General features: G+C 49.6%; 25 protein-coding genes and 1 other annotated feature. Of the genes, 6 read left to right on the top strand and 19 right to left on the bottom strand.

What is annotated here, in order from left to right; translation table 11 throughout:
* The first annotated feature begins 22 nt into the window (after positions 1 to 22).
* The 5 genes from K9N75_RS11275 (at position 23) to K9N75_RS11255 (ending at position 5,953) form a co-directional block, all read left to right on the top strand.
* A complete protein-coding gene (locus tag K9N75_RS11275) occupies positions 23 to 2,143 on the top strand; it encodes a TonB-dependent hemoglobin/transferrin/lactoferrin family receptor (protein ID WP_020303755.1) in 2,121 nt (706 codons plus the stop codon).
* A 124-nt stretch (positions 2,144 to 2,267) separates the two neighbouring features.
* Positions 2,268 to 3,305, top strand: coding sequence for a hemin-degrading factor (locus tag K9N75_RS11270; RefSeq protein ID WP_039186795.1), 1,038 nt, complete (start codon positions 2,268 to 2,270; stop codon positions 3,303 to 3,305).
* On the top strand, positions 3,302 to 4,141 hold the full coding sequence (locus K9N75_RS11265; RefSeq protein ID WP_130961551.1) for a heme/hemin ABC transporter substrate-binding protein: 840 nt from the start codon (positions 3,302 to 3,304) through the stop codon (positions 4,139 to 4,141). The genes K9N75_RS11270 and K9N75_RS11265 overlap by 4 nt, the downstream gene beginning before the upstream one ends.
* On the top strand, positions 4,138 to 5,139 hold the full coding sequence (locus K9N75_RS11260; protein WP_061060069.1) for a FecCD family ABC transporter permease: 1,002 nt from the start codon (positions 4,138 to 4,140) through the stop codon (positions 5,137 to 5,139). The genes K9N75_RS11265 and K9N75_RS11260 overlap by 4 nt, the downstream gene beginning before the upstream one ends.
* On the top strand, positions 5,132 to 5,953 hold the full coding sequence (locus K9N75_RS11255) for a heme ABC transporter ATP-binding protein (protein ID WP_008813439.1): 822 nt from the start codon (positions 5,132 to 5,134) through the stop codon (positions 5,951 to 5,953). The genes K9N75_RS11260 and K9N75_RS11255 overlap by 8 nt, the downstream gene beginning before the upstream one ends.
* Positions 5,954 to 6,826: 873 nt before the next feature.
* On the opposite strand, the gene K9N75_RS11250 is transcribed toward K9N75_RS11255, so the two are convergent.
* The 3 genes from K9N75_RS11250 to K9N75_RS11240 form a co-directional block, all read right to left on the bottom strand.
* Positions 6,827 to 8,269, bottom strand: coding sequence for a protein adenylyltransferase SelO (locus K9N75_RS11250; protein ID WP_224452580.1), 1,443 nt, complete (start codon positions 8,267 to 8,269; stop codon positions 6,827 to 6,829).
* 89 nt (positions 8,270 to 8,358) lie between these two features.
* Positions 8,359 to 9,375 carry a lipoate--protein ligase gene (lplA, locus tag K9N75_RS11245; protein WP_175319920.1) on the bottom strand — a complete coding sequence of 339 codons (1,017 nt, stop codon included), beginning with the start codon at positions 9,373 to 9,375 and terminating at the stop codon, positions 8,359 to 8,361.
* Positions 9,376 to 9,600: 225 nt separating this feature from the next.
* Positions 9,601 to 10,065 carry an NlpC/P60 family protein gene (locus K9N75_RS11240; protein ID WP_004089898.1) on the bottom strand — a complete coding sequence of 155 codons (465 nt, stop codon included), beginning with the start codon at positions 10,063 to 10,065 and terminating at the stop codon, positions 9,601 to 9,603.
* A 226-nt stretch (positions 10,066 to 10,291) separates the two neighbouring features.
* Between K9N75_RS11240 and K9N75_RS11235 the strand changes: the two genes are divergently transcribed.
* The gene (locus K9N75_RS11235) at positions 10,292 to 10,555 is read left to right on the top strand and encodes a YjbD family protein (protein WP_008813436.1); all 264 of its coding nucleotides are present in this window, start codon (positions 10,292 to 10,294) and stop codon (positions 10,553 to 10,555) included.
* A gap of 46 nt (positions 10,556 to 10,601) precedes the next feature.
* Here the strand turns inward: K9N75_RS11235 and arnF are convergent, their stop codons facing one another.
* The 16 genes from arnF to rpmI form a co-directional block, all read right to left on the bottom strand.
* Positions 10,602 to 10,997, bottom strand: coding sequence for a 4-amino-4-deoxy-L-arabinose-phosphoundecaprenol flippase subunit ArnF (gene arnF / locus K9N75_RS11230; protein WP_008813435.1), 396 nt, complete (start codon positions 10,995 to 10,997; stop codon positions 10,602 to 10,604).
* Entirely contained in the window at positions 10,997 to 11,341 is a 345-nt protein-coding gene (gene arnE / locus K9N75_RS11225) for a 4-amino-4-deoxy-L-arabinose-phosphoundecaprenol flippase subunit ArnE (RefSeq protein WP_004089915.1), read from the bottom strand. The genes arnF and arnE overlap by 1 nt, the downstream gene beginning before the upstream one ends.
* Entirely contained in the window at positions 11,338 to 12,987 is a 1,650-nt protein-coding gene (arnT, locus tag K9N75_RS11220; protein ID WP_039186815.1) for a lipid IV(A) 4-amino-4-deoxy-L-arabinosyltransferase, read from the bottom strand. Before arnT ends, arnE begins: the two co-directional genes overlap by 4 nt.
* The gene (arnD, locus tag K9N75_RS11215) at positions 12,984 to 13,904 is read right to left on the bottom strand and encodes a 4-deoxy-4-formamido-L-arabinose-phosphoundecaprenol deformylase (protein ID WP_008813433.1); all 921 of its coding nucleotides are present in this window, start codon (positions 13,902 to 13,904) and stop codon (positions 12,984 to 12,986) included. Before arnD ends, arnT begins: the two co-directional genes overlap by 4 nt.
* Positions 13,901 to 15,883 (bottom strand): bifunctional UDP-4-amino-4-deoxy-L-arabinose formyltransferase/UDP-glucuronic acid oxidase ArnA, encoded by a 1,983-nt coding sequence (gene arnA, locus K9N75_RS11210; protein ID WP_008813432.1) that lies wholly within the window; start codon positions 15,881 to 15,883, stop codon positions 13,901 to 13,903. Before arnA ends, arnD begins: the two co-directional genes overlap by 4 nt.
* Positions 15,883 to 16,899, bottom strand: coding sequence for an undecaprenyl-phosphate 4-deoxy-4-formamido-L-arabinose transferase (arnC, locus tag K9N75_RS11205; protein WP_020303757.1), 1,017 nt, complete (start codon positions 16,897 to 16,899; stop codon positions 15,883 to 15,885). Before arnC ends, arnA begins: the two co-directional genes overlap by 1 nt.
* Positions 16,892 to 18,040, bottom strand: a complete 1,149-nt coding sequence (gene arnB, locus K9N75_RS11200) for a UDP-4-amino-4-deoxy-L-arabinose aminotransferase (protein WP_185922235.1) — start codon at positions 18,038 to 18,040, stop codon at positions 16,892 to 16,894. The genes arnC and arnB overlap by 8 nt, the downstream gene beginning before the upstream one ends.
* Positions 18,041 to 18,322: 282 nt before the next feature.
* Positions 18,323 to 19,093, bottom strand: a complete 771-nt coding sequence (gene btuD, locus K9N75_RS11195) for a vitamin B12 ABC transporter ATP-binding protein BtuD (protein ID WP_008813429.1) — start codon at positions 19,091 to 19,093, stop codon at positions 18,323 to 18,325.
* A 9-nt stretch (positions 19,094 to 19,102) separates the two neighbouring features.
* Positions 19,103 to 20,113 (bottom strand): vitamin B12 ABC transporter permease BtuC, encoded by a 1,011-nt coding sequence (gene btuC, locus K9N75_RS11190; protein ID WP_008813428.1) that lies wholly within the window; start codon positions 20,111 to 20,113, stop codon positions 19,103 to 19,105.
* A gap of 50 nt (positions 20,114 to 20,163) precedes the next feature.
* On the bottom strand, positions 20,164 to 20,361 hold the full coding sequence (dsrB, locus tag K9N75_RS11185; RefSeq protein ID WP_008813427.1) for a protein DsrB: 198 nt from the start codon (positions 20,359 to 20,361) through the stop codon (positions 20,164 to 20,166).
* 82 nt (positions 20,362 to 20,443) lie between these two features.
* Positions 20,444 to 20,740: an integration host factor subunit alpha gene (gene ihfA, locus K9N75_RS11180; RefSeq protein ID WP_004089944.1), complete on the bottom strand. Its 297-nt coding sequence runs from the start codon at positions 20,738 to 20,740 to the stop codon at positions 20,444 to 20,446.
* Between the two features lie 4 nt (positions 20,741 to 20,744).
* Positions 20,745 to 23,132 (bottom strand): phenylalanine--tRNA ligase subunit beta, encoded by a 2,388-nt coding sequence (gene pheT, locus K9N75_RS11175; protein WP_224452579.1) that lies wholly within the window; start codon positions 23,130 to 23,132, stop codon positions 20,745 to 20,747.
* 14 nt (positions 23,133 to 23,146) lie between these two features.
* Positions 23,147 to 24,130 (bottom strand): phenylalanine--tRNA ligase subunit alpha, encoded by a 984-nt coding sequence (gene pheS, locus K9N75_RS11170; RefSeq protein WP_008813425.1) that lies wholly within the window; start codon positions 24,128 to 24,130, stop codon positions 23,147 to 23,149.
* Between the two features lie 214 nt (positions 24,131 to 24,344).
* Positions 24,345 to 24,469, bottom strand: a sequence feature (Phe leader region).
* Entirely contained in the window at positions 24,420 to 24,464 is a 45-nt protein-coding gene (gene pheM / locus K9N75_RS11165) for a pheST operon leader peptide PheM (protein ID WP_123912837.1), read from the bottom strand. (Overlaps the previous feature by 45 nt.)
* 293 nt (positions 24,470 to 24,762) lie before the next feature.
* The gene (rplT, locus tag K9N75_RS11160) at positions 24,763 to 25,119 is read right to left on the bottom strand and encodes a 50S ribosomal protein L20 (RefSeq protein WP_004089950.1); all 357 of its coding nucleotides are present in this window, start codon (positions 25,117 to 25,119) and stop codon (positions 24,763 to 24,765) included.
* A gap of 42 nt (positions 25,120 to 25,161) precedes the next feature.
* Positions 25,162 to 25,359 (bottom strand): 50S ribosomal protein L35, encoded by a 198-nt coding sequence (rpmI, locus tag K9N75_RS11155; RefSeq protein WP_004089951.1) that lies wholly within the window; start codon positions 25,357 to 25,359, stop codon positions 25,162 to 25,164.
* Between the last annotated feature and the right edge of the window lie 2 nt (positions 25,360 to 25,361).

The following is a 25,361-nucleotide window of genomic DNA, read 5'->3' as shown; positions in this document are numbered from 1 at the left end:
AATACATACGGAGTGTTGCCCCATGTCTTGTTCCACCCGCGCCAGGCTGGCTCGTTCAACCTTTAGTCCTTCCCGCTTAAGCATTGCAGTGGCTTGCGCCCTACCTTTATTCGCTCATGCGGATACATTGGTTGATACTCCCGCTAGCTCCACGTCTCAAGAAATTGCTTACACTGGAAACACGCCTGCGGGTGGCAAAGACAGCAACCGCCAGCAAAGCGTTATGACCGTCACCGCAACAGGCAACGAACGTGACAGCTTTGAAGCGCCAATGATGGTGTCTGTTCTAGAAAACAACGATCCGGAAACCATGACTGCCAGCTCGGCACCCGACATGCTGCGCCATATTCCAGGGGTAACCATTTCTGGCGGTAGCCGTGCTAATGGACAAGATATCAGCATGCGCGGCTACGATCGCCGCGGTGTTTTAGTTCTGGTTGATGGCGTTCGTCAAGGCACGGATACTGGACATCTAAACGGCACCTTCCTTGATCCTGCGCTTATCAAACGCGTCGAAGTGGTGCGTGGTCCAGGAGCCTTACTGTACGGCAGCGGCGCATTGGGTGGCGTAATCTCTTACGAAACCGTCGATGCCGCAGACCTGCTGATGCCGGGCAAAAATACGGGTTATCGCGTATTTGGCACTGCAGGCACACAGGATCACAGCCTCGGTATGGGCGCGAGCGCATACGGAAAAACCGATGATTTAGACGGCATTATCTCATTTAGCACCCGCGACCGCGGTAACTTGCGCATGAGTAACGGCTTTAATTCACCGAATGATGAAACCATCAGCAACGTTCTCACCAAAGGAACTTGGACAATTGACGAAAACCAATCGTTGTCCGGTGATTTGCGTTATTACAACAATGCCGCGCGTGAACCTAAAAACCCTCAGACAGAAAATGCCGGCACCGGCAACGTCATGACCGACCGCTCCACTATTCAGCGCGATGCACAGGCGACCTACAAACTGAAACCGGTGGGTCAAGACTGGCTCGATGCCACGCTGACGGGCTATACCTCTGAAGTGAAAATTAACGCTAGCCCAACCGGGACATCGTACGAAGAGCGCAAGCAAACCACGAACGGAGCCAAACTGGAAAACCGTAGCCGTCTGTTTGCCGACAGCTTTGCCTCTCATTTGCTGACTTACGGTACAGAAGCCTACAAACAGAAGCAGACGCCAGGCGGCGCGACCACAGGTTTCCCACAGGCAGATATCAAATTTGCTTCTGGCTGGTTGCAGGATGAAATTACGCTGCGCGACTTACCCGTCGATATTGTAGCCGGTACTCGCTACGACAATTATAAAGGTAGCAGCGACGGCTACGATGATGTTAATGCCGACAAATGGTCATCGCGTGCCGCAATGACCATTAACCCAACCGACTGGTTGATGATCTTCGGTAGCTATGCCCAAGCATTCCGTGCACCAACAATGGGTGAAATGTATAACGACGCCCTGCACTTCCAAATGGGTCCAGGAATGGCGAACTATTGGAAGCCAAATCCCAATCTGAAGCCTGAAACCAATGAAACCCAAGAAGTTGGATTTGGTCTGCGCTTTGACGACGTGCTGATGGCAAATGACTCCCTGAAGTTCAAATCAAGTTACTTCGGTACCAAAGCTAAGGACTACATCAAAACCCAGGTCACGATGGATATGGGCTTTGTTAACGGTCGATTCGGCTGTATCGATTGCAGCACTACGTCAACCAACATTGACCGAGCCAAAATCTGGGGCTGGGATGCGGCAATGGAGTACCAAACAGACTGGTTCGATTGGAGTCTGGCCTATAACCGTACTCGTGGTAAAGATCAGAAAACCGGAGAATGGCTAGATAACATCAATCCAGACACCGTCACTAGCCAAGTGAACGTACCTATTAGCACCACCGGTTTCTCCGTAGGCTGGGTCGGTACCTTCGCCGATCGTAACAATCAGGTTAATGCCGGAACCGCACCACAAGCCGGCTACGGCGTGAACGATTTCTACGTTAGCTACAAAGGCAAAGATTCATTCAACGGCATGACCACAAGCGTCGTTCTGGGTAACGCCTTCGACAAAGAATACTACTCATCACAAGGTGTGATTCAGGATGGCATCAACGGAAAACTGCTGGTGAGCTACCAGTGGTAATCGCGGCTCCGACGCGTTTCCAACCTCTCCCTGTTTAGGGGGAGGTTTCTCATTTGTATCTATAGCACCACTCATTGATTTGATTCATTTAAGCACCCTGTAACACCATAAAAAGGAAGACAAAATGACATCTGCATTATACGAGCAATACCTGACTGCCAAAGAGCAGAACAGCGGAAAATATGCCCGAGATCTGGCGGCAATTCTGAATGTCAGCGAGGCCGAGCTTACGCACGCCCGCGTTGGTCACGGCGCACGCCGTCTGAATGCGGATGCCCGTACTCTGCTGGCTGCATTAGAATCCGTTGGCGAAGTTAAGGCCATCACGCGTAACGAATACGCCGTTCATGAACAACTGGGCAGTTACGAAAACCAGCACCTGCACGGCCACGCGGGGTTAATTTTAAACCCAGGCAGCATCGATCTACGCTTGTTCCTTCAGCATTGGAGCAGCGCGTTCACATTAACCGAAGAGAGCCGCAACGGTGAACGCCACAGCGTGCAGTTCTTCGATGCTCAAGGTGATGCGCTGCATAAAGTCTACACGACGCCAAATACCGATATGACCGCATGGAATGATCTTATCGGTCGTTTCGTCAGCGACGAAAACCCAGCCTTAGAGATCCAACCGATACCGCATGAAACAAAAAATAGCCGTATCGACAACGCTGTTATTGATAGTGAATGGCGCGCCATGACCGATGTTCACCAATTCTTCCAGCTACTGGGACGCCATAATCTGTCACGTCAGCAAGCCTTCGCTGCTGTGGGTGATGATTTAGCTTACCGAGTAGATAACAGTGCCCTAACCCATCTGCTCAATACCGCTAAAGAAGACCAGAACGAGATCATGGTCTTTGTCGGTAATCGCGGTTGCGTACAAATTTTCACCGGTAAAATTGAGCGCGTGGTGCCACACCATGAGTGGATTAATATCTTTAACGCCCGCTTTACTCTGCACCTGATTGAAACCGCGATTGCAGAAAGCTGGATCACCCGTAAACCGACTAAAGATGGTTTCGTCACGAGTCTGGAGATTTTCGCCGAAGATGGTACTCAGATCGCCCAACTGTTTGGCCAGCGTACCGAAGGACAGCCAGAACAAGAACAGTGGCGTACCCAGATCAATGGCTTACCACGTCTGAATGGAGTTGCCGCATGACATTAGCCCGCCGCCTTGCGGCGGTGCTTTCTGCACCGCTGATGGTTGTATTCTCTATGAACGCCGTCGCAGCCGACCGCATCGTTAGCGTCGGCGGTGACGTCACCGAAATTGTTTATGCGCTAGGCGCTGGCGATCGTCTAGTTGCCAGAGATACAACCAGTACCCTCCCCGCAGCCCAAAAACTTCCTGATGTGGGCTATATGCGTCAACTCAATGCGGAAGGTATTCTTTCGCTTAAGCCGACAATGGTGTTAGCGACGGAACTGGCAGAGCCCTCACTCGTGCTTCGTCAGATTGCTGATGTCGGCGTGAAAGTCGTTCCTGTCAGTGGCAAAGCTTCTCTCGAAAATGTTCCACACAAAATCCAGCAGGTTGCTAGTGCCCTGAATTTAGAAAAACAAGGTGTAGAAGTGGCCCAAAAATACGAGCAGCAGCTCGCCGCCATCCCTCATACACCACTCAAAACTAAGGTGTTGTTTATTCTCAGCCACGGTGGAATGACGCCGATGGCGGCTGGGCAAGACACTGCAGCCGACGCAATTATTAAAGCCAGCGGCGCGCAAAACGCCATGCAAGGTTTTTCTCGTTATCGTCCTCTCTCGCAGGAAGGCGTTGTAGCGAGTGCGCCCGATTTGATCTTGTTGACCACTGATGGATTTAAAACCTTAGGCAACGTTAACAAGGTCTGGGAATTACCTGGCATGGCGCTGACGCCTGCGGCTAAAAACAAACAGATCCTCATCGTTGATGATATGGCTTTGCTCGGCTTTAGCTTAAAAACGCCTGAAGCATTAGCCGCATTGCGTCAGGCTGCGGAGCGAGCACAGAGATGACAAAAGTATCGCCACGCATTGCATTCAGCGTCCTCATCGTCCTTTTGCTGGCGCTCGGGTTAGGCTCGGCCAATATGGGAGCCCTTCGCCTGTCATTTCATACTCTGTGGGAAACGCCGCTGGATGATGCAATGTGGCAAGTCTGGCTGAATATCCGACTACCGCGCGTATTACTCGCCACGGTAGTCGGCATTGCGTTGGCGGTTTCTGGAGCTATCATGCAGGGGCTATTTCGCAACCCGCTGGCCGATCCAACGCTGTTAGGCATCAGCAGCGGTGCGTCACTGTGCGTTGCGCTAGTCATCGTTATGCCCATGACGTTAGCCCCTACCTTGGCGCTCTATAGCCATATGCTCGCGGCGTTCGGCGGCAGTCTGATTATCTCTTTACTCATCTACGGTCTCAGCCGCGGTGGGCACGGCTCTTTATCCCGTTTACTGCTGGCAGGTATTGCTATCAACGCGCTGTGCTTTGCATTGGTTGGCGTTCTCAGCTATATCAGCAATGACCAGCAACTACGCCAATTTTCACTGTGGAGTATGGGTAGTTTAGGCCAAGCACAGTGGGGAACCTTGCTGGCTGCCACCTCACTGATACTTCCCGCCAGCGCGGCTGCACTTCTGATGGCTCGCCGTCTCAATCTTCTACAGCTCGGTGATGAAGAAGCACACTATTTAGGGATTAACGTGGCGAAAACCAAGCGCCAACTGCTGCTACTGAGCGCGGTATTAGTCGGTGCTGCAGTAGCCGTTAGTGGGGTTATCGGCTTTATCGGCTTAGTTATTCCGCATCTGGTGAGAATGCGTTTAGGCGCAGACCACCGCTGGTTGTTACCTTGTTCAGCACTAGGTGGTGCTTGCTTGTTGTTAACCGCAGATACATTGGCGCGTACGCTAGTTTCACCCGCGGAGATGCCCGTAGGTATGCTCACCAGCCTGATCGGCGGCCCTTACTTTTTATGGCTGATTCTGCGTCAAAAGGAGTTTAACGTTGGATAAACGTTCCGAAATTCAGCTAACGTCCCCCGCGTTACAGGCGCATAGCATCAGCTACCATCTGGGACAACGCCGGCTCATTAAGCAAGTGTCGCTCTCATTACAAAGCGGAGAAATGGTGGCGATTATCGGCCCTAACGGCGCTGGAAAATCAACGCTGATGCGATTGCTGACCGGTTTTTTGCCCCCCAGCGAAGGCCACTGTGAGCTACAACAACGGCCACTCGACGAATGGAGCCCCCGCCAGTTAGCGCGTACGCGTGCCGTTATGCGTCAACACAGCGATCTCGCCTTTGCCTTTAGCGTCCGTGAAGTGGTGGCGATGGGGCGCTCTCCTTACCCAAATCAAGGTCGTGGCGGAGAACATAATCTGCGCGCCGTTGAGCATGTGATGGCACAAACCGGCTGCGATATTCTTGCCGATCGAGATTATCGGGCTCTGTCCGGCGGTGAACAGCAACGCGTTCAGCTCGCTCGCGTATTAGCCCAGCTTTGGCAACCTGAACCACAGCCCCGCTGGCTATTTTTGGATGAACCCACCTCGGCACTCGATCTCTACCACCAACAGCAAACGCTACGGTTGCTAAAATCGCTCACGCGTAGTGAACCTCTTGGCGTTTGCTGTATTTTGCACGATCTGAACTTAGCGGCGCTGTACGCAGATCGCATCCTGCTACTGCACCAAGGCCAATTGGTCGCTCAGGGAACGCCTCAAGAAGTACTCAGCGATGACACCCTCACCCGCTGGTATCACGCGGATTTAGGGGTAATGCCACATCCGGAATGCGGGGAACCACAGGTATATCTGCGGCGCTAACGTGTGATTGAGTGGGTTTTGTGTTGATGGTTTTGTTTGCCATCCGATCTTTTATGGGGCAACGGTGTAATGTTTCGACCTCCGATCTTTTGTGGGGTAACGGTGTAATATTCCGCCCGCCGGTCAATATCGAGCTTCATTGATACACTAGTTTAGGCGTACGGGCAGAGACCACCAGCGCGTGGTCTCTGCACTCGCGCGCTTTATCCGAGACGCCATTCCCGCTCCGGTTTGGTATCGCCCATCCAGGGCGCCCCAAACTCCGTCACGACATCCCTGTCGTGACGGCTCTCCCTTCCAAGACTTAAACAATTAAAAAAACAAAGACAAAGACAAAGACAAAGACAAAGACAAAGACAAAGACAAACAATATTGTTTTGTCCTTTTCGTGTTAGATGAAATGCATGATAGAACCGCCATCAGGGAAGATGGCGGTAGGTTGAGGGCGTACAGGATGTACGCTCCGAGACCGGTCGGCCAAGCGACGCGGTAAAAAGTGCGAGAGTCGAGAGGTTACGCGCTGGTAACCTCTCGCCGGACGCCTACGCCAGCCGTGTCATGGAAACAAAAATACTGACGGGCGGACGAAAACCTTCACCGTTTTTACATAAAAAGATTCTGACGCATTTTCGTGTTGAAAGAATGCATGATAGAACCGCCATCAGGGAAGATGGCGGTAGGTCGAGGGCGTACAGGATGTGCGCTCCGAGACCGGTCGGCCAAGCGACGCGGTAAAAAGCGCGAGAGTCGAGAGGTTACGCGCTGGTAACCTCTCGTCGGACGCCTACGCCAGCGGTGTCATGGAAACAAAAATACTGACAGGCGGACGAAAATCTTCACCATTCTAGTAGAGAAATAGTCTGAAACCATCAATCAACTCGAACACGATATCTCCAGCTTCTTCCCCCAATCCGGTGGTAACGCACTGAGATCATCGAAGGCCGCATCATCTTCGTAAGGATTCTGTAGTCCCTGATGCAAACGCGTTAATACACTGACGTCGTCTTTTTCTGCGGCTTCAATCGCATTCTGTGCCAGATAGTTACGCAAAATCCGTTTCGGGTTCACCGCTTTCATCTGAGTCTGGCGAGTGACATCATCGACACCATCCTGCTGCAACCGTAATCGCCATTTCTGATGCCACCCATCAAATGCAGCACGATCAATAAAGTCATCGCGTAGCGCCATAGTGCTATCACTCAACACAACGTCGCTCAATGCACGGAATGTGCGTGTGTAGTCGCGCCCTTCTTTCGCCATCAAACTGAGCAGTTCAGTGAGTAAATCATTATCCTGATTCTGACGACTAAAGAAGCCCAATTTCTGGCGCATCTGCTCACCGAAAGCGACCATTAATGCAGGTTCATAGGCATCAAGCGCGCCACGAATCTGATCGGCGCTAATGAGACCAGAAAGCGCCTGTCCCAACCGATGCAGGTTCCAATAAGCGACCGCGGGTTGATTATCAAACGCGTAGCGCCCTTGATAGTCTGAGTGGTTACAAATGAAATCGGGCTGATAGTCATCAAGAAATGCGTAAGGGCCAAAATCGATGGTCAGCCCGAGAATCGACATATTATCGGTATTCATCACACCATGCGCAAAACCCTGCGACTGCCAGAGCGCAATCATACGCGCAGTCCGTTCAGTAATATCTCGCAGCCAAAGGACATAACGATCTTTATCATCCATCAAGTGTGGCCAATGGTGACGGATAGCATAATCAGCGAGTTTTCTCACCTCATCGGGCTGCTCGCGATAATAGAAATGCTCAAAATGACCGAAGCGAAGATGGCTTTCCGCCACGCGCAATAGCATTGCACCGCGTTCTGGCTGCTCACGGAACACGGGCTGCTGGCTGGTGACAATACTCAGCGCCCGCGAACTCGGAATCCCAAGATGATGTAAAGCCTCAGAGGCTAAAAACTCTCGGATAACCGAACGCAGAACCGCTCGTCCATCACCCATGCGTGAATATGGTGTTAGCCCTGCGCCTTTGAGATGCCAATCATATTTCCGGCCATCAGGCAGTTGTTGCTCGCCGAGCAAAATACCGCGACCATCGCCCAGTTGACCCGCCCATACACCAAACTGATGCCCACTATAAACTTGGGCTATCGGATTCATACCTTCAAGCAGCGATTCACCACGCAATACCGCCGCAGATTCGCCACTAAAAAATTCGGCGTCTAAGCCCAGCTCGGTGGCCAATGGCTGGCTGTGGTAGAGCACACGAGCATCTTTGAGCGGTGTAGGCTTAAGTTCGGTATAAAATCCCGGTAACTCGTCATGGTAGCTATTAATAAACGGAGTCATGCGCCCTCTTATTTTTACTGCATCTTAGTTTACAGTGTAGAGCGCATACCCCGTGACAAACACCGGTACTCTGTAGGGAGATTGCGAGTTTATTTCACTTGCTGCAATAGCCACTGATTCAAATCGCGGAGCTCGGTTTGCTGTTCGGGATAGTCTTGGGCGAGCTGCTGTACCACGGCACTAATCTCTTCGCTACGGTAAATAACGCCTTGCAAACGTTCAGCTAATGCCTCAAGTGGCGCAGGGTTAAGACTATCGGTAAACATTTGAGCCCGCGTAATCAGCCCTCGCTCAACGTCAAAGTGCAACTCTACGCCTCCCCAAACGAAACGCTCATCCAGCTGATGATTGAACGCGGGAGCCTGACCGAAATTCCACTCCCAGCTACTTTGCTTGAGGAACTGTTCGCTGAAGTTAGGCATATCGGGCTCATAGCGCGGTGAAATATGCTCTGCCTCTACCCGCTCACCATAATGCTTAAAGAATGATTTCGTGACAGCGTCACAAATTTGCTCATGGGTGATGTCTGGCATGAGCTCAACCAAATTCGCCACCCGGGAACGCACCGACGTAATGCCCTTGGCCTGCAGTTTTTTCGGATCGGGATGTAAATAGTTGGCTAAACGGCTGAGATCAGCGTTCAGCAGCAAAGTCCCATGATGAAAACCGCGGTCTTTAGTTTCACGATAGGCAGAGCCCGAAACCTTACGCTCGCCATCGGCGGTAGTCACAATCAAATCGTTGCGGCCTGAAGCCCCCGCCGTCAGCCCTAAGCTGTGCAGTGCATCGAGAATGATACCGGTAGAAATGCTTTTATCATATTCAGGTTTACCGGCCATAAACGTAAAGCAGGTGTTGCCAAGATCGTGGAATACCGCGCCGCCACCGCTGCTTCGGCGCGCCAGCTTCACCCCATCCTCGCTCATGCGGCGGGTGTTACACTCTTTCCAAGGATTCTGCGCTCGACCAATAACAACGGTATCGTTATTACGCCACAGAAATAGCACGCGCTGCGTTGGCGACATTTGGCGAAAAATACACTCTTCAACCGCAAGATTAAACCAAGGGTCATAAGAGTCTGAAATCAATAAACGTAAAGTGGTCATCCGTAAGTTCCGGTTAATCGCTGTATCAATATATACTCGTCATACTTCAAGCTGCATTTTTGTTGGTCGCGCTCGCTTACTTACCACCTCAATGCAACTCGAATTATTTTGGGTATCATAACATTCAGGCCGTCGGCTGTGGCAGGAATAGCTTATTTCAGATGAGTGGGATAAAAAAACGCTCATAAAAGAGCGTTTATTAAATATTCGACCGATTAGCCAGCGTTATAAGCGTCTCGCTTGCCAGTAGACTTTATTCCAATAAACATTGTCCAATGAGGAACGCGTTACGCCTTTGCTGGTGGAAGCGTGAATAAAGGTTTCATCGGTATCATAAATCCCCACATGCAACCCACTCTCACCTGACCCCGTCTTAAAGAACACCAGATCGCCCGGCATCAGCTCGTCGCGATCGACTTTAGTTCCCAAGGATGTTTGCTGTTTGGTCGTACGCGGTAATTGCATCTCAAACCGGTCTCGGAAAGTACGGTAGACAAAACCTGAGCAATCCACGCCGTTACGTTCCAATCCACCATAGCGATAAGGCGCACCATTCCATTGGCGTAGCTGTTCATTCAACTGAGCCACTACGGCAATTGAATCAGACAGCTTTCCACTTGGCGGCGGTGCATTATGACTACAGCCGGCCAAAACTAAACTTGCCACTACGACTAAAAAACCAAGACGCATAATTTCCCTTTGCTTCTCTTCATTGCCTCACGAATTGGTCAGGCTGATTTATTGGTAAATTGTACGAATCTTAAACATATTTACCTGCTAGCCCCGAATTATGCAAATTTAGCGTGATTATTTTGCTACGTCAGCGGAAATTTTAGAATATTCGTATTAATTAACTGTAAATGAGCATGTCTGTGTAATACTGATACCCAGAATATCTGACTCAAGGTGCCGCACAATGAAAAAACTGACGTTGAAAGACCTCAATGAGAGCCAGTTACAACGCGTAAAAGTCAAGCAAGCACAAGCCAGAAAAAGTTTAGAACGCCCATTGACCAACGCAGAGCAGAATAAAATCAAAGATGAGATCCTGAATGAAATTGCGTTGGAATTAGAGAAAGAAGCAAAGAAACTACGTGCAGAGAAGAAGAAACAGAAAGTCGTCCCCAGCAATGAAACCTTTAGCTGGTCTAAAAACAATCACTCGCGTGGCCTACGTTAACCTCCTTTAGTATCCGCACCCCACTGGTGTTTGCGGATAGCGAACATCAGTGGGAAGACTCTTTTTTACCGCTGTTGATGAGCCAAACCCCAAGTAAAATAGCGAGTACGCCTGCATTTTTTGTCCAACTCACGGACTCGTTCAGCCAAGGTAAACATACCGCAGCCAGATACACCAATGCATAACTCAGACTTAAGAGCGGATAAGCGCGGTTTAGCGGTAAATAGCGCAGTGCGCAGAACCAACACACCATCGACATCACATAGCCTAAAATGCCCAAACTCACTATCAGTAGCGGCGTTGCATAAGCAATCAACAGGGTCAGAGGCTCCATACTCAAAGAAGAAATAATGGGAATATCCGCCATACCCGATTTCATTAGCACCTGCGCAACGCTGACTAACACAATGCTGCACGCGGCCCAAAAATAGCCTTTACTCATCACAATCCACGGCTCATTAGATAAATTCCGAACATAATCAGCGCCACTCCGCACCAATGACGCGCGCTCGCTTTTTCACCGAACCAATAATGCGCACACAAAGTAATCAGCACAAAGTTGATGCTCAGCATAGGATAAGCAATACCCAGTGGCATACGCTGTAGCACTAATAACCACAGCAGCATGGCAATACCGAGTGCGCAGCAGGCCGCAAGCAACCAGCGCAAAGTGGTAGGAAGACGTGAGGACGGTGGTTTCTGTTGCCAGCATACCACCGCCTGTTTTTGACAAAGTTGCCCGCCACACGTAAATACGCTGGCGAGCAAGAGCAACAAATAACTCATTGAGGGGTTTTCTTGTAGAACAGCACGACGTAACGATCCCGTTGCTCGACGCTATCCGCTTTTGGCAAACCTTCATGATCTAACGGCTCATCTCTGGAAAGATGAATCATCAGACTGACATTGCCCTCTTTACGAGCGTTAGCTAACCAAGCAGCAAATTCGTCCTTATTGATACGATGACCTTTGGCGTCAGGATAATTCAGGCCGTAACGTAACTCACCCGAATAATCAAACATCAGAATATCGCTACGCTTTAACTCCCACGCTAATCCAGCCGCAATACCCACTTCGTCGCTAAGCACATAACGACTGCTCGCTAACTGTGGCATTACATCGGCAATAAATGCCTGCGGATTTTTGCTGTTTTCGATTTTCTGTGGCACCGCCTGAGCAATGAAAAGACCGAGCACCAGAGGACACGCCGCCGACCATAGCCAGTATTTCGCCCCTTTAACCAGTGCGATACAGCCAAATACCGCCCAGCCAACAAAGCAGAGTACGCCAACGACAATCTCACTCGACTCGCCAGGGGCATACAGCGAGGATTTGAAATTACCCACCGCCATCACAATCACGGCTAATGCCAGAACCCCGCCGAACAGAATATTGATCGCCGCATTCACTTTCAGCGTACGCCATTTGCCCTGCGCAATCAGCTCTGAAACATAGTGCGCCATCAGCAACGCTAGCGGCGCCATACACGGTAAAATATAAGTCGGCAGTTTACCTTTCGCGATGCTAAAGAATAGGAACGGCATCACAAGCCAGCTAAACAGGAAAAATCTATCGGGATGAAGACCGCGCCAGCCGTGGCGAATCGCCCCTGGAAGCAGCGCCAGCCAAGGCATCACGCCAGCAACCAGTACCGGTAAGTAGTACCAGAACGGCGCTTTATGCTGCGCATCAGACTCGGCGAAACGCTGGATATGCTCAACCCAGAAGAAATAATTCCAGAAGTCCGGCTCACGCAGATAGATACTCCACGCCCATGGAGCGCTAAGAATGACGGCAACGACCACCGCTATCGGGCCAAACAGGAACAATTCTTTTAGGCGTTTTTGCTGAATAACAATGGGTAAAACACTGATAACCGGCAGAGCCAAGGCCAAAAATCCTTTGGTCATGAAGCCCATGCCGCAGGCGATACCCAACAGGACATAACCGCCGATTTTACCTTTATTTGTGGTTGCTTTAAGCGTGAGGTAAAAACTCACCATCGCCGCCGACATCCATAGCGTAATCATCGGATCCAGAACGCTATAGGTTCCGACCGCATACACCAAGAACATGCTGAAATAAATCACCGCAGCCAGAATGGCCGTACGCGTATTTTTCCAAATCATCATTGCCAGCCAAAAGACCAGCAACGTGCTTAACGCCGTACAAAAAACCGAACCAAAACGCACCGCGAAATTATTGTCACCAAACATCCATTGGCTAATATTGTTAATCCAATAACCCGCGACGGGTTTTTCAAAATATCGCAGTCCTAGCAAATGTGGCACAGTCCAATCACCACGCGCCAACATTTCACGACTAATTTCTGCGTATCGAGTTTCATCTGGCTGCCAGAGTGGGCGCCAGTTAAGAGGTAACAGGTACAGCAAGGCGAACAATAAACCGGACAGTGTTTTTATCACTCTCACAAAGACGTCTCCGCTGGGGTTTCTGCGACGGGTGCTTGGCATCCTAACCAGCCTTCGCGCCCTTCGAATGATGAACGAACGATACGTCCCGTTGGGAGCTGTTTCCAATCGTTTGGTAACAGCGCTGACAGCGGGCAAAATTCAATATTTTCGGCTTTTAAACGGATCAGCAACTGCTCAAACATCTCCGCCTTAACGATCCCCTCTACTTCGGCATGAATGGTATATACCGGCGTACCAGAGTCATTTTTAATCGCATTAATGATGAAGTCATTGAACTGAGCGTCTGTGGTTAGAGTTCCCACCGCCTCGTCATAAGTTGGTAACGTCACGGGAATTTGCACCGTGCCGGTTTTTCCATTACTCAAAAGAGGACGGAATGGCTCTCTGCCACGGCAGTCGCTGTTATACCTCATGGGATAGGATTGCTTCATATCCACTACCCGCTGATCGGCTCGCCATCCAGCAACCGCTGAACACTCTACCGAATAGCCTAAAATGCGCTGCATCTCGGCCAGCCCACGCTGAAACTCTTGATTCAGGCGCGCATCCGACCAATGACCAACGTTTTTTTGCCAACCGTGGTGGTCCCAAGCATGCAACCCCACCTCGTGACCTAACGACGCGGTATGACGAATAATCAGCTCATGAGGTTTGCCGATTAATTTGCCTGGCCAGCAAGTGCCGGCCAGTAAAATATCCCATCCGTACAATGATGCGGCCTGAGAACGAAGCATTTTCCACAAAAAGCGCGGCTTGAGCAGACGCCATAAATGGCGTCCCATATTGTCCGGACCGACACTAAAGAAAAAACTCCCTAAGACTTCATGCTTTTGCAGCATGGTTAATAACTGCGGTACCCCATCTCGGGTACCACGAAATGTATCAACATCAATTCTCAGGCCAACTCGTTTCATTGTGCCTCACCGGTGAGATCAACCGTGCGCAGGAAGTAATCCAAGGTTTCCTCTACGGTTTGTTTCATTTCTACCGTTGGTTCCCAATGCAACAGGCGTTTAGCATTGCTAATACTTGGCTTACGATGCTCAACGTCCTGATAGCCTTTACCGTAGTAGCTGCTGCTTTCAATCTCTTTGAAGCCTGCAAACGGCGGGAAATGAGAACGCAGTGGATGACGTTCAAAGCAATCCAACAGCATTTCGCCAAGCTCGCGAATGCTGGCTTCGTTATCTGGATTACCAATATTGATGATCTGCCCATTGCAGTTGTCATCTTTATTTTCGATGATGCGGAACAGCGCTTCGATACCATCGCTAATATCGGTAAAGCAACGTTTCTGTGCCCCACCATCCACCAGCTTAATCGGTGAGCCTTCTACCAGATTAAGGATTAGCTGAGTAATGGCGCGAGAACTACCGATGCGTGCAGCATTCAGGTTATCCAGACGCGGGCCCATCCAGTTAAACGGACGGAACAGCGTGAAGTTCAGTTCATTTTTAGCGCCGTAGGCCCAGATCACACGGTCTAGCAGTTGCTTAGACACCGAGTAAATCCAACGCTGTTTGTTGATTGGCCCAACAATCAGATTAGACGTATCTTCGTCAAAATCTTTATCGTTGCACATGCCATACACCTCTGAGGTGGATGGGAACACGATACGCTTTTGATATTTCACACAGTCACGAACGATCTTCAGGTTCTGCTCGAAGTCCAATTCGAAAACTTTCAGCGGATTACGGGTATATTCAATCGGGGTTGCGATTGCCACCAATGGCAAAATGACATCACATTTTTTGATGTGGTATTCAATCCACTCATTGTGAATGCTGATATCGCCTTCAACGAAATGGAAACGCGGATTACCGATGAAGCGTTCAATCGCATCTGAGCCGATATCCAGACCATAGATATCGTAGTTATCATCTTGCAGCAGACGCTCAGTCAGGTGGTTACCAATAAAGCCATTCACCCCCAGAATCAATACGCGTGTACGACGCTTAATCAGGCTATTTGGCTTATCCCACAGGCGAACTTTTGCCACGATGCCCATTTCATTAGCCAATTGCGAACCTTGCGCATATAAACCGGCGTCGCTTTGACCCGTCACGATCTCTAGGGCATTTTCACCACAGGCAATCACGAGCGGCTTGGCTGACAGAACGGTGCCTGGTCTGCTACCTGATTTATCTTCAACAATACGGCTGCGCCAAACGGTAATCTTACGATCGCCCAGATAGCTGAATGCACCAGGATACGGCTCGGTGACCGCACGAACTAAATTATGTACGGTTGATGCTGGTTTGCTCCAGTCGATCAAACCATCAGCAGCGGTACGGCGGCCAAAATAGGTCGCTTGAGACTCATCCTGCGCGGTTGTTTTTACATCGCCATTTTTGATCAACGGCAGCTGTTGGCCTAAAAGTGCCACCGCAGCGTCACGGATTTTACTATGCAGCGTTAACGCCGTATCGTCTGAGCTAATCTCTACTGCCAGTTGCCCCGCGATATCACCGGCGTCCGCCTTACGCGTCATCTGGTGCAGCGTTACACCCGTTTGAGTTTCCCCGTGGACTAAAGCCCAGTTCACAGGCGCACGCCCACGATATTTTGGCAGCAACGAGCCATGTAAATTCCAGCTACCGCGCGGCGCAATATCCAGAATGTCCTGACTCAGCATATTACGGTAGTAGAAAGAGAAAATGACATCAGGTTTTAAGGCCTTAATACGATCAACCCATAACGGATGATTCACGTTATCTGGCGCGTAAACCGGCAGCGCCATCTCGGCTGCGACACGAGCAACCGAACCATAAAAATGGTTCTCCCCCGGCTCATCGGTATGGGTAAACACAGCTGAGATTTCATAACCCGCTTCTTTTAGCGCTTTCAAACCCGCACAGCCGATATCATGGTAAGCAAATACAATGGCTTTCATTACTCTTCTTCCTGTTGTTCAACAGAGACATGTGTCTTCAGCGCGTCTGCGGAGACAATTTTTTGTACAAAATAGCGTGGGCGAGCACGCACATCGTTGTAGATGCGCCCGATGTACTCTCCCAATAAACCCAAGCCGACAAACTGAGCACCAATAAAGGTAAAGAGCACGGCAAACAACGTGAATACCCCTTCTGCTGCCCAGGTCGGGCCAAAAATAAGACGCATAGCGATCAATAAAACCGCTAGGGTGAAACCAGACAGGGCAATCACACTGCCTACGATACTGAGAAGACGTAACGGTGTGGTGGTTAAACACGTCACCAAGTCGTACATCAGATTAATTAACTTAAGGAAACTGTATTTCGATTCACCAAACTCACGCTCGTCATGGCGCACGTCAATTTCAATGGTACGGCGTGCAAAGGTATTGGCTAGAATGGGAATAAACGTACTGCGCTCATGACAGTGCAGCATAGCTTCAATAATCGGACGACGATAAGCACGCAGCATACAGCCATAATCGCCCATCGACTTGCCGGTCGCCTTTTGAATCATCATATTGATCATCTTAGAGGCAGTTTTGCGGAACCAGGTATCTTTACGCTTGGCGCGCACGGTTCCAACAACGTCATAACCCTGCTCCGCCGTTGCCACTAGGCGAGGAATTTCTTCCGGTGGGTTCTGTAAATCTGCATCAAGTGTAATAACCAGATCGCCAGAAACCTGATTAAAACCAGCCATAATGGCGGAATGCTGACCATAATTGCGGTTTAATAACACAGCAACGATGTGGTTTTCTGGAATTTCAGCGGCCTGAGTCAATATTTCAGCAGAATCATCATGGCTACCGTCATCAATTAAAATAATTTCATACGGTTTATTTAAAAGCTCACACGCGGCATGAGTCCGCTTAATTAATATGGGTAAACTTTCTTGCTCGTTAAAAACAGGGATGACGATAGATACTTTCTTTATTTCGTCAGCCTCATTTTTAATCACTTCATTATTACTCACAGCGTGACTCCAAAATGTCAGACAATGCCTTCACTACGCGATCGACGTCGCTATCTTGCATGTCTGGAAACAGAGGAAGGGTCATAAGACTTGCCGAGTTCCATTCGGTGTTTGGCAAACTAAGATCGGGATATTTTTCACGATAATATTTTTGCGTATGTGCGGCGCGGAAATGCAGTCCGGTGCCAATACCGTGTTCTTTTAGCTTCTCCATCATCGTATTGCGGTCGATGCCACACAAGGATTCATCAACACGTACCATAAAGAGATGCCATGCATGCTGATGTGGATAAGCGGGAACCTTAAGCGGCAACAATGGCGAACCTTGAAGTGCTTGCAGATAACGTGCAACTAATTGCTGACGACGCGCATTCATAGCCGGTAATTTTTCCAACTGAACCAAGGCGATCGCCGCATTAATATCAGCCAGATTATATTTGTAGCCCGGTGCAACAACTTCAGCCTGTGGCTTACGCCCCAATGCTTGACGATCGAAGGCATCAACAGCCAGACCGTGAAACTTGAAACAGCGAACTTTATCTGCCAGCTCATCATCATCAGTCACAACCATGCCACCTTCAGCACAGGTCATATTTTTGATGGCATGGAAGGAGAAAATAGCGGTTCCTTGCGCGCCCACCATGTGTTCGCCAAAACGAGTACCAACCGCATGCGCAGCATCTTCAATTAATGGAATATTATGGCGCGCGGCAATTTCGCGCAGCGCGGTCAAATCAGCGGGAGCACCAGCGTAATGCACCGGTATAATGGCCTTAGTTTTCGGCGTAATAGCCGCTTCAATTTCGGCGGGTTGAACCATTAGCGTATCACGGTCAACGTCGATCATCACCGGCTCTGCGCCTAGCAAGGTAATAACATTGAGCGTAGAGACCCACGTTTGGGAAGGAGTAATAACTTCGTCGCCAGCACCGATACCCAACGCCATTAAGGTAACATGCATACCGCCCGTAGCAGAGCTAACCGCAATAGCATGTTTAGCGCCAACATATTGACTAAAAGCCGATTCTAACTGCTGACATTTAGGTCCTGTGGTAATCCAACCTGAACGTAATACTTCAGCAACTGCAGCGATTTCATCCTCCCCCATTGAGGGGACTGAAAATGGGAGAAACTCTTTCATCCGTTACCTTACAATTTATCTATGCAGAGGATTTGACTCGAAACAGTCGACCCAAGTGACTACATAATCAATGAGTTCTAGCGATTATCTAAGCGCGATAATAAGTATAAAAGCTTAGATTAACATTAAGATAAACGCAGCCTAAACATAGCGAATGTACACAAGAAAGTACGAATTTGGTTGAGGAAATATTGATTTAAGTGAGATAGCGCAGAAATTTGAGGATACTGTTTATTAAATATTAGGCTTATTACTTTCCATGCTTATTATTTATTATCTATATCAAATATGATTCTGGTAGATAAACCAACGCTGCCCTTCACTTTCTAACTCTCGAAAATTAATTCCATAAAGTTTGGATAGGCTTTTTACGGTCATCACCTCGGTAGTCGGCCCTTGGTCTTGCATAACACCCGCGCGCAACATCCAAACCTGATGTGCATGCAATTGGGTATGATTAAGATCGTGCGCGCTGACGATAACACTGATCCCTGCGTCGGTAAGCTGATGAAGTAATTGGTCGACCGCTGCTTGCTGGCTAATATCCAAACTATTCATGGGTTCATCTAACAATAGTAGCGAAGCCTGAGGATTTAGCGCCGGCCAGACTTGCAGGCAAATAGCCGCGATACGTACACGCTGCCATTCACCGCCAGATAGCTGGGTTAACGGGCGTGAAAGTTTGTCACCCAGCGCCAATGACGTGGCCAAGTCGCCTACCACACGATCAGCCAGAGCAAGATCACACCCCACGGGCTGATGAAGCGCAAGGTATTGGAAAACAGGCATCAATGCACTAGGCTGCTGTTGCTGGTGTAAATAGCCACGACAACGCGCCAGCTCTGCTGGAGTTAAGGCGTCGAGATTCTGCTGGTTAAGCATCACCCTGCCTTCTCCGGGTAAAATTCCCGCGATCCGCGCGAGTAGCGTGCTTTTGCCCGCACCGTTTGGGCCAATGATATGAATGAGCGCTCCGCGTTCAACCTGAGCACTGAAGGGCAATAAACGCGTCCCAACGGAAACATTGTGTAAGATAAGTGGCTTTGTACTCATGCTTATCATTTACTCTTTGTTATTCAACGGTCGCAGCAGCATCCAGATAAACACCGGAGCCCCTAACGAAGAAGTCACAACGCCGATAGGTAATTCCGCCGAGAACAATGCAACCCGGGCAACAACGTCAGCCAGCAATAAAACACCTGCCCCACCTAACGCGCAGGCAGGTAAAAGCGCACGGTGGTCTGTGATCCCCATCAGCCGCAACATATGCGGAACCACTAAACCAATAAAACCAATGACCCCTGCTAATGCTACGCTAACGCCGACCAGCCAACCTATTGCCACGACCAGCAAATTGCGCCACACGACGAGAGAAAGTCCTAGCTGCCGAGCTTGAATATCACCTAACGACATGAGGTTTAATACTTTCCCTTGGCGTAACAGCCACAAAAAAATCGGTACCAATGCCAGCACCAACCATTTTTGTCTCCAATCAATCCCGCTGAAACCACCCATAAGCCAATACATTAACTGGCGTAAATCCAGACTTGAACTGAAGTACACGGCCCAAGTCATCACTGCGCTACAGGCAATCCCCAGCGCTACACCAATCAGTAATAGGCGAGAATTAGTCAAATATCGACGACGGGCGAACAACATGAGGATTGCCGTAATTGCCAGCGCCCCCAATATGGCACATGTGCTCAGCACCCAGACAGGCAGCAAACTCTGACCTAGCAGCACGGCTAAGACCAAGGCAACGCCAGCACCGTTGGATACGCCCAACAACCCAGGCTCCGCAAGTGGATTATCAAATAGCGCCTGCATGACAGCCCCAGCAACAGCAAGTGAGGCACCGACCGCCATCACCGCGATGACGCGTGGTAGCCTTATTTGCCAAACAAAGAGTTTGGCACTTTCACTAAACCACTGCGTAGGCCATAGCCAAAGATCGCCTGCACACAAGCTAACAATGACCGCCAGCAACAGGAACAACGCCAAAATGCGCAATCGGCTACGATCGCGCGCCTGTTGGCGCTGCTGTAATAAAGAGAAATGAGACAGCATCGGCATGTCAGAATTTTGCATAGAACGATTGGGCATGATGCAGCATAGAGATGCGATTACTCATCGCCGTGATAAGGCTCAACAAAAGTGCCATCGTGACTGTCGATCTCATTGAAGAACCAGACACCATTCGGATAATCATCCAGCGCCACCAGATACATAATGCCTTCGCTGAACTCTTCCACTTCAATAATTTTACCCATGCGGCGCGGTCCGCCATCGGTTTTTACACTGACCAGATCGTTGACTTTCATCGGCTAATTATCTCTCACATCAGAATGATGGAAGTTAGGATAAGAAAAAGGCCACCCGCAGGCGGCCTTTTTGTCTTGCGTATTACTCTTTCGGTGTCGCGTTTTCGACCCGGCTCTTGAGCTTCTGCCCCGGACGGAAAGTAACAACACGGCGCGCCGTAATCGGGATATCTTCCCCGGTTTTCGGGTTACGTCCCGGCCTCTGGTTTTTGTCGCGCAGATCGAAGTTACCGAAACCGGATAACTTAACCTGCTCGCCATTTTCCAGAGCACGGCGAACCTCTTCGAAAAATATTTCTACGAGGTCTTTGGCATCCCGTTTGCTAAGCCCAAGCTTCTCAAACAGGTGTTCAGACATTTCAGCTTTAGTAAGCGCCATAGGTTCAATCCCTCAAGGATGCTTGGAATCGCTGTTTTAATGCCTCTACACATTTTGCGACGGTAGCGGCAATCTCCTCTTCTTCCAGTGTACGGGTGGTATCTTGCAATACCAGACTGATAGCGAGGCTCTTATAACCCTCGGCAACACCCTTACCACGGTACACGTCAAACAAGTTTACGCCAACTACCTGATTTACGCCAACTTTCTTACACTCTGCCAAAATATCTTCTGCAGGGACATTTTCAGCCACCACAACAGCGATATCTCGGCGGTTTGCTGGGTAGCGTGAAATCTCGCGAGCCTGCGGAATACGGCGCTCTGCAAGGGCTTCCCACTCGATTTCAAATACTACCGTGCGGCCATTCAGATCCAGTTTACGTTCCAGATCAGGATGAACAACACCAATGAAACCAACACGTTTGCCCGCTAAATAAATTGCCGCACTCTGCCCTGGATGTAAAGCGGGGTTCTTTTCCGCTTTAAATTGGACATCATCCAGTTTACCGGTCAAATCTAAAATGGCTTCTAAATCACCTTTCAGATCGTAGAAATCGACAACCTGACGCTCCAGATTCCAATGCTCTTCGTAGCGGTTACCTGCAATAACGCCAGCCAGCATGACATCCTGACGGATACCCAGATTAGCAGCACTATCAGGAACAAAGCGTAGCCCCGTTTCAAACAAACGTACACGTGATTGCTGGCGATTCTGGTTGTACACCACCGCAGACAGCAAACCACTCCACAGAGACAAACGCATCGCCGACATCTCAACAGAGATTGGGCTTGGCAGAATCAACGACGCTTCAGAAGGGTGAAGCAGAGCCTGAATCTTAGGATCAACGAAGCTGTAAGTGATCGCTTCCTGATAGCCGCGATCGACCAGCATCGTTTTCACACGCTTGAGTGGCAGATTAGCTTCACGATGTGAAGTCATAATCAGATCGGCTTTTACAGGTACGTCTGGAATATTGTTGTAGCCGTATACACGGGCAACTTCTTCCACTAAATCTTCTTCGATTTCCATATCGAAACGCCAGCTTGGCGCGACAGCCTGCCATGTATTATTAGCAAAGCTGACTTTGCAGCCAAGGCGTTCCAGAATATCAGTAACCTGTGCATCAGCCACGTGATGACCAATCAGACGGTCCAGTTTTTCACGGCGTAGCGTGATTGTGGCACGTTTTGGCAGGGCAGCTTCATTGGTGACATCAATCACCGGACCGGCATGACCACCACAGATATCGAGCAGTAGACGGGTAGCTCGCTCCATCGCCTTAGCTTGTAGAGCAGGATCAACGCCGCGCTCATAGCGATGAGACGCATCCGTATGTAAACCCTGACGACGAGCACGGCCGGTGATAGACAGTGGATTGAAGTAAGCACACTCCAGCAGCACGTCTTGGGTTTCGGCGTTTACACCAGAATGCTCGCCGCCGAAAATACCGCCCATGGCCAGCGCTTTTTGCTGATCGGCAATCACTAAAGTATCTGAGGATAATGTGGCTTCATTACCGTCCAGCAGAGTCAGCTTCTCGCCCTCTTTCGCCATACGCACAACAATACAGCCTTCAAGGCGGTTCAAGTCGAACGCATGCATTGGCTGGCCCAGCTCCAACAGTACATAGTTGGTCACGTCAACCACGGGATCGATAGAACGGATACCACAGCGACGCAGTTTTTCACGCATCCACAATGGCGTCGCCGCTTTTACGTTGATCCCCTTCACTACGCGCCCCAAATAACGTGGGCAAGCTTCAGGTGATTCGACGGTAATCGGGAAAGTATCATGAATAGCCGCAGGAACAGCGTCCATAGCGGGTTCGTTCAACGCCAACTTGTTGAGAACAGCAACATCACGAGCCACACCGATAATCCCTAAGCAGTCGGCGCGGTTTGGCGTTACGCTGATTTCAATGGTGTGGTCGTTCAACTGTAGATATTCGCGGATATCAGTACCGATCGGCGCATCTGCAGGCAATTCAATGATGCCATCATGATCTTCGGAAATACCCAGCTCAGAGAATGAGCACAGCATCCCCTCGGAAGGCTCACCGCGAAGTTTAGCGGCCTTAATTTTAAAGTCGCCCGGCAGTACCGCACCGATGGTTGCAACAGCAACTTTCAGGCCTTTACGGCAGTTCGGTGCACCGCACACGATGTCGAGAAGACGCTCACCGCCAACGTTAACCTTCGTCACACGCAGCTTATCTGCATTTGGATGCTGACCGCACTCCACGACTTCACCGACGAATACGCCGTTGAATTCACCCGCAACCGGTTCTACGCCGTCGACTTCCAGACCGGCCATGGTAATTTGTTCTGATAATGCTTCGCTGCTAATGGCAGGATTAACCCACTCGCGCAACCAGAGTTCACTGAATTTCATGTGATAATCCCGCCTTACTTAAACTGTTTTAGGAAACGCAGATCGTTTTCGAAGAATGCACGCAGATCGGTCACGCCATAGCGCAACATGGTTAAGCGCTCCATCCCCATACCGAATGCAAAGCCAGAGTAAATTTCTGGATCGATACCTACGTTACGCAGCACATTTGGATGCACCATACCGCAGCCAAGCACTTCCAGCCATTTACCGTTTTTGCCCATAACGTCAACTTCCGCGGAAGGCTCTGTAAATGGGAAGTAAGAAGGACGGAAACGGATCTGCAAATCTTCTTCGAAGAAGTTATTCAGGAAGTCGTGCAGCGTACCTTTCAGATTGGTGAAGCTGATGTCTTTATCAACAATCAGACCTTCCATCTGATGGAACATTGGCGTGTGGGTCTGATCGTAATCGTTACGGTACACGCGGCCCGGTGCAATGATACGAATTGGCGGCTGCTGCTCTTTCATGGTGCGGATCTGCACGCCTGAGGTTTGAGTACGTAGCAGACGCGTAGCGTCAAACCAGAAAGTATCGTGGTCAGCACGTGCCGGATGGTGAGCAGGAATGTTCAGCGCATCAAAGTTATGATAGTCATCTTCGATCTCTGGGCCAGTTTCAACAGCAAAGCCCAGTTCACCAAAGAAAGTTTCAATGCGTTCGATAGTGCGAGTGACAGGATGCAGACCACCGTTTTCCATGCGACGTCCAGGCATAGAAACATCGATAGTCTCTTGGGCCAGACGTGCATTTAGCGCTGCTGATTCCAGATCTGATTTACGGGCATTCAGCGCATCCTGAACTTCCTGTTTAGCCTGGTTAATCACAGCGCCCGCAGCGGGACGCTCTTCTGCCGGCAGTTCGCGCAGTGACGTCATCTGCAGCGTTAAATGGCCTTTCTTACCCAGATATTCAACACGCACATTATCCAGCGTGGCAATATCCTGAGCATTCTCTACGGCTGCCTTTGCTTGGGCAACCAACTCTGCGAGATGTGGCATTGCTTTCCTCTTCTTCCAGCCCGTTAGGCTCGATTGTCGATGTGAGAGTTTCACCTTTGCACTTGAAGTTGCTGCTATAGAAACCGCCACTTCAAATGCTCAGGGTATATACCCTTCATGTTTAAAGCTGCCCTGGCGCAACTTCAATCGTTTGGGGTACCGATCTTCTTAGTATGCTCATGAATAAACCTGAAGCGGTAAATCATGCTAAAGCAAAAAAAAAGCCTCCACGAGGGAGGCTTTCTGCGCTACTTTTCGTTTCTTCTCTTACGCGCAAAGCCTCCTGAACTCAGGTGCTAAAGTAAAAAAAGAAACGGAAAATAGCAGCGTGCATGCTTGCGTTACCTTTATATTAAACCAATTAATCCACGTGATAGCAAGGCTATTGAAAGCGTAAAACAGTGCAAAGTCAATAGACTATGCTCGTTACACGCCACTTTACCGAAAAATAGTACTCACACTCCAGTACACAGCGACGTTTCTACTCACCAGCGACTATCATACCTGCTCGTGGAGAGACAAAAGCAGCTATCTGTTTTCGCGATACAGCTCTTAACATTCAGAGCGACTTCGATATATAAACGAAAAAAGAGAGCTCTAAAGGCTCTCTTCTTCGATTATCTACTACTCGCTTACGCCAGAGCAGATTTCGCTTTTTCTACCAGAGCAGCAAATGCTACTTTGTCGAATACAGCGATGTCAGCCAGAATCTTACGGTCGATTTCAACAGAAGCCTTTTTCAGACCATTGATGAAACGGCTGTAAGAGATACCGTTCTGACGTGCAGCAGCGTTGATACGTGCAATCCACAGCTGACGGAACTGACGTTTACGTTGACGACGGTCACGGTAAGCGTACTGGCCTGCTTTGATTACTGCCTGGAAGGCAACACGATATACGCGCGAACGGGCACCGTAGTAACCTTTCGCTTGCTTCATTACTTTCTTGTGACGTGCGCGTGCAATTACACCACGTTTTACGCGAGCCATATGCTCTCCTTAAGTCTTAATCTTGATTCAAAAAATAGTTACTTATGCGTACGGCAGGCACGCTACGACTAAGCCCAGATCCCCTTTGGAAACCTGACCTTTTGGACGCAGATGACGCTTACGCTTAGTAGATTTTTTGGTCAAAATATGACGCAGGTTAGCATGTTTACGCTTAAAACCACCACCGGCGGTTTTTTTGAAGCGCTTAGCAGCGCCACGCACAGTTTTAATCTTTGGCATTT

Source organism: Hafnia paralvei (assembly GCF_020150375.1).
In the GTDB taxonomy this organism is placed as follows: Bacteria; Pseudomonadota; Gammaproteobacteria; order Enterobacterales; family Enterobacteriaceae; genus Hafnia; species Hafnia paralvei.
The sequence above is the reverse complement of the archived record's forward strand: the minus strand, read 5'-3'. Positions and strand labels throughout refer to the sequence as shown.